Consider the following 13,816-nt stretch of genomic DNA (forward strand, 5'->3'; position numbering starts at 1 on the left):
GTTACTTCAACAAGCGGCTTTTTTGTACCTGCTGCTTTTTCTCTTCGTCAATTATCTGTTTACTCATCGATATGTCACCTCGTTAAGCCATTGCACAAATAATATGACTTTGCACTCATACAGTTTGGCTCAAAGCTGGCAATTATACCGTATAAAAATGACGCATGTCTCCATTCATGGAATCAAGATCGTATTTTCAGTGCATAGAGCCTGCAGTACCAAGACAACATCGAAAAGCTGACCTTGTCAGATTTAATGTGTCACCGCGATATCTCGCTGAGCAACACTCACACCTTTAATTTGAGCGTAAACTTGCTGACCGATTTCCAAATTCAATTCGTCCAACGCCCACAAGGTAATGGTCGCCCACAAGTAACAACCAGGTTCTAACTCCAGTTCTACCGCAACACTCTGCTTATTTGAGCCTTGCTGGTGCGTCTCTACGCTCTTAATGGTCACAGGAAGGATATTACGGATCGAAGTGCTTTGCGGCTGTTCTAGCGTGATAGAGACATCATTTGCCCTAACTTGCAGCCTTACTGCAGCCCCAATATCGCTCGACACCTTCTGAACCCACAACGATGTCGATTTGCCAAGTTTCAGTCGAGATAACGCATAATCTTCATTGTGCTCCGCGAGAGTCGCTTCAAACAATGAACTTTGTTCTGAGAATGATTGCCACGGCTGCATCGCTCTTGAAGCCCATACTTCTTCTGTGACACCCGAAGATATCACTTTACCTTGATCGATAATCACCAAGTGGTTCGCCAAGCGTAAGATCTCGTTAAGACTGTGCGTGACATAAATAATTGGGATTTGCACCGTTTCGGATAAGTTCTCCAAAAACGGCATCACTTCACGCTTACGAGGTAAGTCGAGAGAGGCTAAAGGCTCATCCATCAACAAAATGCTCGGCTTACACAACAATGCGCGGCCAATCGCTACACGTTGCTTCTCGCCACCTGACAAACGAGCTGGATAGCGCTCAAGTAACGAGCTTAAAGATAGCAGCGAAACGATTTGCTCAAAGTGCGCCTTATCAACGCCTTTGATTCCGTATTTGAGGTTCGCTGACACCTTCATATGTGGAAACAATCGCGATTCTTGAAACACATAACCCACGTTACGTTTGTGAGTCGGCAAGTTAATGCCCTTGTCACTATCGAATAAGGTGGTTCCTGACACACTGATCAATCCTTTATCTGGCTGTTTAAGGCCACTAATCGTATTAATAAGTGATGTTTTACCCGCGCCAGAACGACCAAAAATTGCCGTAATGCCGCTATTTGGTAGTTCTAAGTCAATATCGAAGAAAGTTTCGCCAAGCTGTTGTTGGTATTGGAGGATCAAAGCGCTCATGCATTACCTCCTAATCGTTGTGCCGACTTCTTATTGAGCCATTCAGAGAGCATCAATGAACCCAGCGCTATCACAATAGAAATCACACACAAACGTGCTGCTTCCATCTCTGCACCAGGAGTTTCAATAAAGGTGTACATAGCCAAAGGAATGGTTTGAGTTTCACCGGGGATATTTGAAACGAAACTGATTGTCGCGCCAAACTCACCTAAGCTTCTTGCGAAAGAAAGCATGGTGCCAGTAATGATCCCGGGGATCATAAGAGGCAATGTAATGGTGAAGAATACGCGAATAGGTGACGCGCCCAATGTTGCTGCCGCTTCTTCCAGTTTGCTGTCGACTGTTTCTAAGCTAAGTCGGATAGAGCGAACCATTAATGGCAACGCGACAACAACACATGCCAATGCCGCTCCCTTCCAGCTGAAGCTGAATACAATACCAAGCACCTCATTGAGCCAAGAGCCGATAATGCCTTGTCTCCCCATCATCACCAGCAACAAATAGCCAATGACCACTGGAGGTAGAACCAAAGGCAGATGCACGATGCTCTCAACAATGCTCTTACCAACAAATTGTTTCTTAGCAAGCAGCCACGCTAAGCCAATGCCGATAGGAATCAACCATAAGATGGCAAACCCAGCGACTTTCAAGCTCAGCATTAAGGCTTGGTATTCGTATTCCGATAAGTAACTCATTTAACGCACTTCAAATCCAAAACTATTCAAGATGTCCTTCGCTTTTTCTGTGTCTAGGAAAGTATAGAACTCTTCTGCAATCACTTTGTCACTCATTTTCGCTACAGGGTAACGTATTGGGGTATGTGAATCTGACGGGAACGTCTTTATTAGATTCACTTCTTTAGAGAGCAGCGCATCGGTTTTGTAGACAATACCGAGTTTGGCTTCACTGCGTTCGACTAAAGCCAATGCCATACGAACATTGTTACTTGGTGCCAATCGACTGCTCACATCGCCCCATACACCTAACGTTTCCAATGCTTCTTTCGCATAGATACCAGCAGGAACAGACATGGTGTTGCCTACTGCAAGTCTTTCATTCGTCAGCAGTTTAGTCCATTGCTCACCCTGTGAGAGATCCAACGATACCGAAGAATCTTTAGGGGCAATCAGCACAAGTTCGTTCTCACACAAATTAGTGACATTGTCACTAGAAACGTATTTTCGGTCGACTAAATGCGTCATCCATTTTTCATTGGCTGAGATGAAAATGTCTGCTGGTGCCCCTCTTTCAATCTGTCGCACCAAAGATGATGTGCTGGCATACACAGGAATAACATCAACCGAATGGTTCTTTTCAAACTCTTCAACCAATAGGTTAACCGCGTTGGTCATAGACGATGCAGCGTAAACTCGTAGCTTTTCTGCCGCTAGAAGATGAGTCGAACTCAACGAAATCGTTAATGCTAAGGTGACAAGGGTGACTAACTTTTTCATTGTTCTCACTTATCTATTGTTCGTTTGATTTCTAAACCGATATTTCCAGTTCAAACCTTGGCTTTAAGCTTAGGCCAAAGCAGATCAAGATTTAAGTGCTCTTCGATAGCATCAGCAATTCGATTAATACCCAACTCTTTAAGTTGTTCATGGTCAATCGCGGTTACATCACTAGCTCCTGCCCATTCGCAGATCAGTGATAACGCCTCACTGTTATCAAACACGCCATGCAGATAACTACCAAAAATTAAGTTATCTTGATTTATCGCGCCATCAAGGCAGCCTGATTCTAACTGAACCGGTAAAGCCGTTTCATTGACTTCAGTCCTACCTACGTGAATTTCGTAACCTTTTACTTGTGCTGTTTTTCCATCTAGCGTCATGGTACCACGCACGTTAGTGAGGGTTTTCTGCTGCGTTAAAGTCGTTTCAGTATCAAGATACCCTAACCCTTCACTACTGCCAGGTTCGCCCTCGACACCATCCGGATCGTGAATGATGTTTCCTAGCATTTGGTAACCGCCACAAATACCCATCACTTTGCCACCTAAACGTAAGTGACGTTGAATGTCTTTATCCCAACCTTGCGCTTTTAGGTAATCCAAATCGGCTCTAACTGATTTTGTACCCGGTAGGATGATCAAATCCGCATTGTTAACACGCTCGCCTTTGCCCACATAACGTAAATCAATCGAAGGATTAAGCCTTAGCGCATCAAAGTCTGTGTGATTGCTGATTCTGGTTAGCACCGGAACCACGACCTTAAGCTTAGCTTCTCCATCAGACTCTTGAGCAGACGTAATGGCATCTTCCGCTTCTAAGTTAAAACCATGCAGGTACGGCAGTACACCAATCACAGGTTTGCCAGTTTTCTCTTCTAACCAATCTAGACCCGATTGAAGCAGCGCGATATCGCCTCTAAACCGGTTAATTACAAAACCTTTTACGCGAGCTTGTTCAGATTCAGATAACAGAGCCAACGTGCCGTAGAGGTGCGCAAACACGCCGCCACGGTCGATATCCGCCACGATAATCACTGGGATGTCCGCTTTCTCAGCAAACCCCATGTTAGCGATGTCATTGTCACGTAGGTTGATTTCAGCTGGGCTGCCCGCACCTTCAATCATGACACTTTCATATTCTGCAGAAAGTCGGTCGAATGAATCGATCACCGTATTCATCGCGACTTTTTTATAATCGTGGTATCCCGTCGCTTCCATATTACTAATAGCTCGGCCTTGAAGGATGACTTGAGCGCCCGTGTCTGAGTTTGGTTTCAACAATACGGGGTTCATGTGAACGGAAGGTTCGATATTACAAGCTTGTGCCTGAACCGCTTGCGCGCGACCAATTTCGCCACCATCTTTTGTCACTGCACTGTTTAAAGCCATGTTTTGTGGCTTAAACGGTGCCACTTTAATGCCTTTTCTGGCTAATACACGGCATAAACCTGCCACCAAAACACTTTTTCCGGCATCTGACGTTGTCCCTTGAACCATAAGGGCGCTTAATGGTGCTCGCATCTGTACTTCAATCCTTAATATTCTAATTTCTTAATATTCAATTTTTAGCTGTGGGCAATATTTCTCTGCCTCCATCTTAACGTCATTGCCGAGTAGATGCTCAATAAAATGAATGGAAAATGAATACCTTACTCACTCTGGATTCAAACCTAGTGTTGTTTAATAGCTCCATCGAAACAAAGCTTACAAACAAAATAAGCGTATCAACGAAAAACTTACTAACGAAAAGAAATGTTTCAAATTCAGAACAACATTTCTAACAAAAACACACTAAGGGATTCATCATGAAAAAAACTGTATTAGCTATCGCAACCACTATTATTCTTGCTCCTACTTTCGCAATGGCTGGTGACCACCATAACAACACAAACAGTAACAGCAACAAACACGAGAGCCCTATTGCTTACACTGGACCAATTGAAACCGTATCTGTTGCAACACTGCTTGCAGACACAAGCATGTTCTCAGAGCAGGACGCAATTGTAGACGGTAAGATTGTTCGTCAGCTTAAGAATGACACGTTTATCTTCTCTGACGGCCAGAGCGAAATTCAAATTGAGCTGGATGACGACATCCACCTAACACAACCGCTAACGGCAGATACTAAAGTTCGTATCTTCGGTGAGTACGAAGGTGGTAAAACACCAGAGATCGAAGTTGACCACATTCAAGTGTTGTAAGTTTCAAAACTCAAAGCTCTCGCTTTAAATAACGCGTTCCAATAAATTGGCCTGCATATTGCAGGCTTTTTTGTATATACTGCCGAAAATACAATTTATATGGAGTCACCATGCTAGGTCGCACAAACAAGACTGTCCTTTTGGGGTTAGCTGCACTGTGTTCATTCTCTGCGTCTGCAAACAACTTTAACTACAACACATTCGAGCTACGCATGGGTACAAGCCCGAGTACTTTCGGTGGTGAAGTGACGACAATGTTCACCCAGAACTCTCACTTCGTTGCACGTATCGATTCTGAGTTTGAGAGCGATTGGGATGCGGCTGTCGGTATGGGATTTAACGGTCCAATTAATCAATTTGCTGACGTTACTGGTCAAATGCTGTTACACAACATTGAACGTAACGATGACAACCACATTAAAACTGAAATCAACATCGGTTTAAGAGCTTGGTTAATGGCGAATGTTGAAATTAACGCACGTCTTGGTCAGCTGATCGATAACGACGATACGCGTTCAATTGTTGGTGTTGGTGCACGTTTCCACTCTACGGATCAACTTTCTGTTGGCCTAGATATGCGAAACAACGGTACTTACGGTCACCAAATCCTAATGTCAGCTCGCTTCGGTTTTTAAGCTAGGCTTCGTCACTAAGTAATAAGTAACTGGACGAATTAAGCAGAAAATGCCCCGAACAAGTTAATGTTTGGGGCATTTTTTTGTTCATTTCGCTGGCTTTTAGTAGTTAAAAACCTAGGCTAGCAACTTACTCTATATATTAACCATCAACATCTTTTTCTGGTGATCGAGGTACTCTTCATAAGTACCTTGGAAGCTCACTAGCTGTTGGTCTTTCACATCAATGATGTGTGTTGCCAATGAAGATACAAACTCACGGTCATGGCTCACGAAGATAAGCGTGCCAGTGTAAACCTTAAGTGCATCGTTTAGGGCTTGGATTGCTTCCATGTCCATGTGGTTGGTTGGTTCGTCCATCACAAGCACGTTGATGTCTTGCATCATTAGCTTGCCGAATAACAGGCGGTTCTTCTCACCACCAGAACAGTTACGAGCTTTCTTGTTCGCATCGTCAGCCGTAAACAGTAGACGACCAAGAATACCACGTACCATTAGGTCATCGTGCTTCGCTGTACGCCATTGTGAGATCCAATCGAAGATGCTCAGGTCATTATCAAAGTCCTTAGTGCTATCTTGTGGGCAGTAACCTACAGAAGCATTTTCAGACCATTTAACGATACCTTCGTTCTGCTCTAGCTCTTGAACTAGACAACGTAGTAGCGTGGTTTTACCCACACCGTTCTCACCGATAACCGCAAGGCGTGTACCCGCTTCAAGCAATAAATTACCACCAGCAAACAGTGTTTCGCCATCGAAGCCGTGACCCAGTTCTTGAAGTTCAAGCGCTTGACGGTGCAGTTTCTTGCCTTCACCGAAATCAATTGATGGGCTCATACGGCTCGATGACTTCACTTCATCAAGCGTGATTTTGTCCATTTTCTTAGCACGTGAACTTGCTTGCTTCGCTTTCGATGCGTTAGCACCAAAACGGTTTACGAAGTCTTGAAGCTCGCTGATTTCAGCCGCTTTCTTAGCATTGCTTGCTAAAAGTTGTTCGCGAATCAAACCAGATGCTTCTAGGAAGTACTCGTAGTTACCTGGGTAAATACGTAGCTCACCGTAGTCGATGTCCGCCATGTGCGTACATACAGAGTTCAGGAAGTGTCTATCGTGCGAGATGATGATCATTGTACATTTACGCTGGTTTAGCTCTTCAGCCAGCCAGTTGATTGTGTGAATGTCCAAGTTGTTGGTTGGTTCATCAAGTAGCAAGATATCTGGGTTTGCAAACAGCGCTTGTGCCAATAGCACACGCAGTTTCCAACCCGGAGCAACTTGCTGCATCAGACCGAAGTGGAACTCTTCTTCGATACCCGCTTGAATCAGGATGTCACCCGCACGGCTTTCCGCTGTGTAGCCGTCCATTTCTGCGAATTCACTTTCAAGCTCAGCGACTTTCATACCATCGTCTTCGCTCATTTCAGGCAAAGAGTAAATACGGTCACGTTCTTGTTTGACTTCCCACAGCTTTCTGTCGCCCATGATTACAACGTCGATAACACTGTATTGTTCAAATGCGAACTGATCTTGGCTCAAAACACCCAGTTTTTCTCCTGGAGTGATAGACACGTTGCCCGAACTTGGCGTTAGTGCGCCACTTAGGATTTTCATGAACGTTGATTTGCCGCAACCATTAGCGCCGATCAAACCATAGCGGTTGCCGTTACCAAATTTAGCAGAGATGTTTTCAAACAGCGGCTCTGCGCCAAATTGCATTGTGATGTTCGCGGTAGATATCAAAGAACTAATTCCTAAGCGTGTACTGACAGATAATTATTAGGCAGAGAGACGTGCCTAAATAAGAAGTACGAAAGTATGGATTAAACATAAAACGAAGCGCGGATTATATAGAGATCAGGATCACATTGTCGAGGTTAAACAGTGAACGGATAGCGAACAATGCACAATTAAATTCATTTCGTCGGTTATTACGCCATAAATAGAAAAATCCCCGCTCATTCCATTAGCAGGGATTCGATATATCAAAACAGAAACGTCAGATTGAGTCAGAACTCATAGACTTAAATCTATTTGGTGATTTTCTTCTGAACGTATTTTTTGCTCACGTCTACAACCGCAACATCTCTAAAGAAGCTTCTACCCAACAGAAGTGGGAAAGAAAGATGCGTTCGGTCAGCTAGCGTGAATTCAGTTTTGTCTTTTAGATCGCCAATTTGAATCGAAGCAACAACCACAGCGCGTCGTTGTGTACCTTCAGCACTTGATTGCTTGATCTTAACCCAACGCTCTACCGGTAAGCTGATCTCTTCAGTTGTGATGCCGTCGTGTTCAATCTTGAACTTAACCCAGTCTTTGCCGTCACGTTCAAAATCAACAATATCAACCGCACTGATTGAAGAGGTCGTTGCACCTGTATCGACACGTGCTTTAAACGCTTCTTTTAAACCAGGAACAAACACCCACTCTTCTTCACCGAGAATCAGTTTGCCGTCACTTGTTTTTCTAACCTTCTCTACTGGTTTTTCAACAGGTGCAGGTTTCACTTCTGGTTCAGTTGGTTTTACTTCTTCAGGTTTCTCAGTAGGTTCCGTTACTTTCTCGCCTTCTGTTGCGTCAGTTTTTGAAGAGTCATCCACAACAGGTTGTTCGATTTGAGGCTTTTGCTCTGGTTCGACAGGAACTTGAGTCGTCGTCGAACAAGCAAACAAGCCACCACTTAACATTAGGGTAATAATCGCTTTCCAATTATACATTCAGTCACCTTCTATTTTGATACGTTGGCTATCGCTTTTGCTACATAAGGAATATGGGATTCAGAAAGACCTGCAATATTGATGCGTCCATCACCAACACCGTAGATGCCATATTCTTCACGTAATTGATTCATTTGAGTTTCTTTAAAGCCTAGTACAGTAAACATACCTTTATGGCTTTCAATGAAATCAAATTGTGACGTGTTATAAGTATTTCGCAATTCATCACATAAACTTTGGCGCAGATTTAACAGACGTTGCTGCATTTCACTCAATTCTTGCTTCCAAATCGTTGTTAACTCTTGATTCTGAAGAATTGTTTTCACCAAAGCCGCACCGTGATCTGGTGGCATAGTGTAAGTTGAACGCGCAAGTGTCAGCAGTTTACCTTTGGCATTGCCAACGTGTTCGCTGTTCTTACCAATAACGATTGCTGCACCTGTTCTTTCACGGTACAAACCGAAGTTCTTTGAGCAAGAGGTAGTAATTAACATCTCTTCCACGTTGTTCGCCATATGTTGAAGACCTTTCGCGTCTTCTTCTAGGCCGTCACCAAAGCCTTGGTAAGCAATATCAACGAACGGTAAGAAACCATTCTTTTGCGATAACTTAGTGATTTCCTGCCACGCTTCAAAGTCGATGTCGGCACCCGTTGGGTTATGACAGCAACCGTGCAGTAGTACCACGTCTGATGGACCCGCTTTTGAAAGGTCATCCAACATTTTTGCAGTATCAACTTGCTTCGTTTCAGGACTGAAGTAATTGTAGTAGCGAACTTTTAAGCCTGCCGCTTCCATCACCGGTTTGTGGTTAACGTAGCTTGGGTTTGAAATCCAAACTGTGGTATCGGGTTGAGAAACTTTCATTAAGTCACCCAACATACGAAGTGCACCACTTGCACCCGGTGTTTGAATCGCTGCAACGCGATCCATTGCAGAAGTCCCTTTAAGCAGCAGATCAACCATGCTCTGGTTGAACTCTTCACAGCCTGCTAGGCCAACGTAAGCTTTGGTTTTCTGAGTCTCAACAACGATATCTTGAGCCTTAGACACGGCCTTCATGATCGGTGTTTCGCCTTGGTCGTTTTTGTAAACGCCAATGCCTAAATCGACTTTATCAGTACGAGTATCGCCGCGGTAAGCAACAGAAAGAGATAGAATTGGATCTAAAGTTGGTTTTGGTAGATGTGAAAACATGAAAGTCACAACCCTTTGAAATTCAAGTAATGGCCTCCAAGTTATCATTTTATTTACAATTTAAGAAACAGAAATTCATCAAAGTTTTGATTTTTAGGAGATAACTCTAGTCGAGACCGGTGCAATCTAATATTCCCTATTCCATATAGTTCAATATTCAATCAATTTACAAATTTAGAACGTCATAAAATAAAACAGCCTCAGCAGAGAAGCTGAGGCTACTAATTTGCGCCAATGTAGTATGACGTTAACTAACGAAAGTCCACTAGAGCCGGAACCGATGAATAATTTGGTTTGAACTGCCACGCCAATCTAACATCGGATCCGCTTTATCTTGTTCGAAACGACCATCAATCAAAGTATCAACATATTCAAGCACTTGCTTCTGATTTTCGTCGAGTTCGTCGAGTTCGTAACCCGTCCACATCCAGATGTCTTTGCCTTCACATTCTGCTTTTACACGCTGAACAAGCTTAAGCACTTCAGACACGTTTGCAGGATGCAAAGGATCACCACCAGAAAGCGACAAGCCACGACGCTTAATTCGCGGATCATTCAGATCAGCAATAATGTGGTCTTGAAGTTCTTGAGTGAACAAATGCCCAGAATCCAACCTTTGCGTCGATTGGTTATAACACCCACGGCACTGGTGTACACAACCTGACACAAACAAGGTGCAACGTGTGCCTGGGCCGTTTACAACGTCGATTGGGTGGTATTGATGATAATTCATAAGGCAGTATTGAAAACTCGTTATTGCTTAATAGTTTGAAGTGAAGTGCTGTCACAGCTGAAGCGAAAGAATTGGTATCGACATAGCATCGATACCAATCTTATTTCTTGAAACGTAGCTCTTCTAAGTAAGCTAGCTAATGATCTTAGAGCTTACTAAAGATGCTTCACGCGGCGTTTAACTTCTTCTTGCTTACCGAAGTTAAATGGTCGTGCATCTGGGCTACCAAGGTAACCACAAACACGACGTGTTACCGATACTTTGGTTGAGTCATGGTTGCCACACTTAGGACACGTAAAGCCCTTGCTTGTACAATCAAATTCACCGTTGTAACCACACTCGTAGCACTCATCAATTGGCGTGTTGGTGCCGTAGTAAGGAACGCGCGTATAGCTGTAATCCCATACGTTTTCTAATGCTTCGATGTTCTTCTGCATGTTCGGGAACTCACCGTAACAGATGAAACCGCCGCTAGAAATTTCAGGATAAGGCATCTCGAAATCGATCTTGTCGTATGGGTTCACTTTCTTCTGCACATCTAAGTGGAAGCTGTTGGTGTAATAACCACGGTCTGTTACGCCATCAATCACACCAAACTCTTTGGTATCGATGCTGCAGAAGCGGCTACATAGGTTTTCACTTGGTGTGCCGTATAGGCTGAATGCGTAACCTGTCTCTTTCGTCCAAGATTCCACTTCACGTTTCATGTACTCCACCAGCTCAAGCGCTTTAGCACGCATTTCGCCATCGTCGTAAAGGTGAACGTCTGTGCCGTAAAGGGCAGTCATCGCTTCGTGAATACCAATGTAACCAAGAGAAACAGAAGCACGGCCGTTCTTGAAGATATCGGCAATAGAGTCGTCGGCTTTCAAACGAACGCCACACGCACCTTCCATATATAGGATTGGAGCAACACGTGCTTTCACGTTTTCTAGACGAGAGATACGAGTTTCTAGAGCACGACGAGCCAACTTCAGTTTTTCATCAAGCAGTTCGTAGAACTTAGCCATATCTTGCTTCGCGTTAATCGCAATACGTGGCAAGTTCAAGCTAACTACACCTAAGTTGTTACGGCCTTCATGAATCAACTCACCATTTTCTTCGTATGTATTCAAGAAGCTACGACAGCCCATAGGCGTTTTGAATGACCCTGTCACTTCTACTACTTTGTCATAGTTAAGAATGTCTGGGTACATACGCTTAGACGCACACTCAAGCGCTAGTTGCTTGATGTCGTAGTTTGGATCTTGCTTCTGGTGGTTCAAACCATCTTTGATTGCAAAAACCAGTTTAGGGAACACGGCTGTTTTACGGTTTTTACCCAAACCTGCAATGCGGTTTTTCAGAATAGACTGCTGGATAAGTTTCGAACCCCAGCTTTCGCCTAGACCAAAACCAAACGTTACGAATGGAGTTTGACCGTTAGCTGTGTGCAGCGTGTTTACTTCGTACTCTAGAGATTGGAACGCGTCGTAGCACTCTTTCTCTGTACGAGAGATAGCAAAAGCTTCTGGGCTATGAATATCCCACTCTTTCGCTAACGATAAATGCTTCTCGTAACTCGCCATTACGTAAGGTTCTAAGACCTCATCGATACGGTTAATCGTAGTACCGCCGTAAATGTGGCTCGCTACTTGCGCGATGATCTGCGCGGTTACCGCTGTTGCCGTAGAAATAGACTTAGGCGTGTCGATTTCCGCGTTACCCATCTTGAAGCCATGCGTTAACATGCCTTTCAGATCGATAAGCATACAGTTAAACATTGGGAAGAACGGTGCGTAGTCTAGGTCGTGGTAGTGAATATCACCACACTCGTGAGCTTGTACGATGTCACGCGGCAAAATATGGGTTTTCGCATAGTGTTTAGCCACGATACCCGCCAGCAGGTCACGCTGAGTTGGGATAACTTTGCCATCTTTATTGGCATTCTCATTGATCAGATCAACATTGCTTTCTTCGATCAAACCTTCGATTTCACGCGTTAAAGCGCTTTGCTTTTCACGTGCAATGTCGCGGTCATGACGATATTCAATGTAGGCACGAGCCAGAGACTTATATGGTCCCTGCATTAGCTCGTTCTCGACCATAGTTTGAATTTCAGAGATATGAACTTCATCGTAGTCTTCGAGCTTCAACTCAACTGCTAATGCCACATTCAGTGCATAAATAGCAATTTCCTGATCGGCTTTGTCTGATGCTGCTTCCACTGCAGCTTGGATGCGATCTCTACTGAATGGAGCTCTTGAGCCATCACGCTTGATTACGATTGATTTCACCACTTCTCCTTACTCTTGAGGTATTCACAGACTTATCCACAAACACACTATATAGAGCGATTTGTTGTTTAACTAACACTAGATATTGTGGCGTATTTAACGAGAACCACCAACTTTGAGTATTGATTTGGATCAATAAAAAGAGAACGCTGACTAAGATCAATTCAATATTATTACGCTAGTTCTCAAGTCGAAAAGAAACAATGTAACAATAAAAAAACTGCTAAAAAGAGTTGAATTTTTGGTAAGTGTTGTAGGATAACGGCTCATCAATATTGGAAGACAAAATTAGGGATATTTGGCATGAAACGACTTCGAAACTGGATAATATTGGGTTGCTTACTCAGTAGCTACGCATTTGCTGAACCTTTGACCATATCCAGTTGGAATATCGAATGGTTATCAACCAACGAGGCTGTGAATAAGTTTTCCGCCCAACGTGATCAAGCCGATTTCGATAAACTTGAAGAATACTTTCAATCCTTAGATGCGGATGTGGTTGCGTTTCAAGAAGTCGATGACGCAGATGCCATTCAGCGCGTGGCTGGCAATCAATATAAGATCTTAATGTCCGACCGAGCATTACCAGAAAATAGTAACCATCAGTTCAAAGAAGTGAATCAATACACTGGCTTTGCGGTTCGTAAAGGAATCACACTGACCGACTACGCTGACTTCCCTCTGGAATCGAGTACTAACAGCAAGCTTAGGTTTGCCAGCTATGTGGTCGTTGAAACAGGCTCAAAACCAATTCACATGTTGTCTGTGCATTTAAAGGCAGGCTGCAGCGGCGCGTATAAGTCGAACCGCGATTGTTCACGCCTAAAAGATCAAGCTCAACAACTGAATAAGTGGATACAACAAAGAGAACGTAACGGTGAAGACTATGCGATCTTAGGTGACTTCAACCATAACCTATCCTACTCAAGAGATTGGATGTGGAAGGATTTAACTGAAAACACGGATGCTCGTTTAGCGACAAGAAAGACCCGTGCGGACTGTAAGGTTCGCTCAAATCGTAATAACCACCGCACACACCAATTCCGCTCTGTAATAGACCACATTGTCGTTAGCGACTCATTGAGTGCGTCACCTGCGAAGCAAAAGGTATTTAAAACGCAAGATGTGCTGGATTACAAACTCAGCGACCACTGCCCAGTATCAACGACCATCAAATAGTCGATAGAGATGTAAAAAGAGGCTGACTAGCTTTGTAACTAAAGCGCGTCAGCCTCTCAAATGC

12 protein-coding genes are annotated in these 13,816 nt (G+C 43.8%); 3 read left to right on the forward strand and 9 right to left on the reverse strand.

Annotation, left to right across the window (positions count from 1 at the left end; genetic code table 11):
* Positions 1–252: 252 nt before the first annotated feature.
* Genes modC through L1D22_RS10085 form a run of 4 tightly spaced genes read right to left on the reverse strand, consistent with a single transcriptional unit; the run spans position 253 to position 4,336 of the window.
* Positions 253–1,359, reverse strand: coding sequence for a molybdenum ABC transporter ATP-binding protein ModC (modC, locus tag L1D22_RS10070; protein ID WP_239829658.1), 1,107 nt, complete (start codon positions 1,357–1,359; stop codon positions 253–255).
* Positions 1,356–2,054 carry a molybdate ABC transporter permease subunit gene (gene modB / locus L1D22_RS10075; RefSeq protein WP_239829659.1) on the reverse strand — a complete coding sequence of 233 codons (699 nt, stop codon included), beginning with the start codon at positions 2,052–2,054 and terminating at the stop codon, positions 1,356–1,358. The genes modC and modB overlap by 4 nt, the downstream gene beginning before the upstream one ends.
* Entirely contained in the window at positions 2,055–2,813 is a 759-nt protein-coding gene (modA, locus tag L1D22_RS10080) for a molybdate ABC transporter substrate-binding protein (protein ID WP_239829660.1), read from the reverse strand. It abuts the gene before it with no gap.
* 50 nt (positions 2,814–2,863) lie between these two features.
* Positions 2,864–4,336 (reverse strand): cobyric acid synthase, encoded by a 1,473-nt coding sequence (locus L1D22_RS10085; protein WP_239829661.1) that lies wholly within the window; start codon positions 4,334–4,336, stop codon positions 2,864–2,866.
* A gap of 284 nt (positions 4,337–4,620) precedes the next feature.
* On the opposite strand from L1D22_RS10085, the gene L1D22_RS10090 reads away from it, so the two are divergent.
* Both L1D22_RS10090 and L1D22_RS10095 read left to right on the forward strand, forming a co-directional pair.
* Positions 4,621–5,016, forward strand: coding sequence for a NirD/YgiW/YdeI family stress tolerance protein (locus L1D22_RS10090; RefSeq protein ID WP_239829662.1), 396 nt, complete (start codon positions 4,621–4,623; stop codon positions 5,014–5,016).
* Between the two features lie 110 nt (positions 5,017–5,126).
* Positions 5,127–5,651, forward strand: a complete 525-nt coding sequence (locus L1D22_RS10095) for a hypothetical protein (protein ID WP_239829663.1) — start codon at positions 5,127–5,129, stop codon at positions 5,649–5,651.
* 135 nt (positions 5,652–5,786) lie between these two features.
* On the opposite strand, the gene L1D22_RS10100 is transcribed toward L1D22_RS10095, so the two are convergent.
* The 5 genes from L1D22_RS10100 to nrdD all read right to left on the reverse strand — a co-directional run bounded on the left by L1D22_RS10100 (position 5,787) and on the right by nrdD (position 12,573).
* Complete coding sequence (locus L1D22_RS10100) at positions 5,787–7,394, reverse strand: ABC-F family ATPase (protein WP_275665035.1); 1,608 nt, start codon at positions 7,392–7,394, stop codon at positions 5,787–5,789.
* Between the two features lie 287 nt (positions 7,395–7,681).
* The gene (locus tag L1D22_RS10105) at positions 7,682–8,368 is read right to left on the reverse strand and encodes an ATP-dependent zinc protease (protein ID WP_048660146.1); all 687 of its coding nucleotides are present in this window, start codon (positions 8,366–8,368) and stop codon (positions 7,682–7,684) included.
* Positions 8,369–8,379: 11 nt separating this feature from the next.
* Positions 8,380–9,564 carry an amino acid aminotransferase gene (locus tag L1D22_RS10110; RefSeq protein ID WP_017632435.1) on the reverse strand — a complete coding sequence of 395 codons (1,185 nt, stop codon included), beginning with the start codon at positions 9,562–9,564 and terminating at the stop codon, positions 8,380–8,382.
* A 265-nt stretch (positions 9,565–9,829) separates the two neighbouring features.
* A complete protein-coding gene (gene nrdG / locus L1D22_RS10115) occupies positions 9,830–10,297 on the reverse strand; it encodes an anaerobic ribonucleoside-triphosphate reductase-activating protein (protein WP_239829664.1) in 468 nt (155 codons plus the stop codon).
* A 155-nt stretch (positions 10,298–10,452) separates the two neighbouring features.
* Positions 10,453–12,573, reverse strand: coding sequence for an anaerobic ribonucleoside-triphosphate reductase (gene nrdD, locus L1D22_RS10120; RefSeq protein ID WP_239829665.1), 2,121 nt, complete (start codon positions 12,571–12,573; stop codon positions 10,453–10,455).
* 303 nt (positions 12,574–12,876) lie between these two features.
* Here nrdD and L1D22_RS10125 point away from each other — a divergent pair, with 303 nt between their 5' ends.
* Entirely contained in the window at positions 12,877–13,752 is an 876-nt protein-coding gene (locus L1D22_RS10125) for an endonuclease/exonuclease/phosphatase family protein (RefSeq protein WP_239829666.1), read from the forward strand.
* Positions 13,753–13,816: the final 64 nt, after the last annotated feature.

It is taken from the genome of Vibrio sp. Isolate34 (genome assembly GCF_022397915.1).
GTDB lineage: Bacteria > Pseudomonadota > Gammaproteobacteria > Enterobacterales > Vibrionaceae > Vibrio.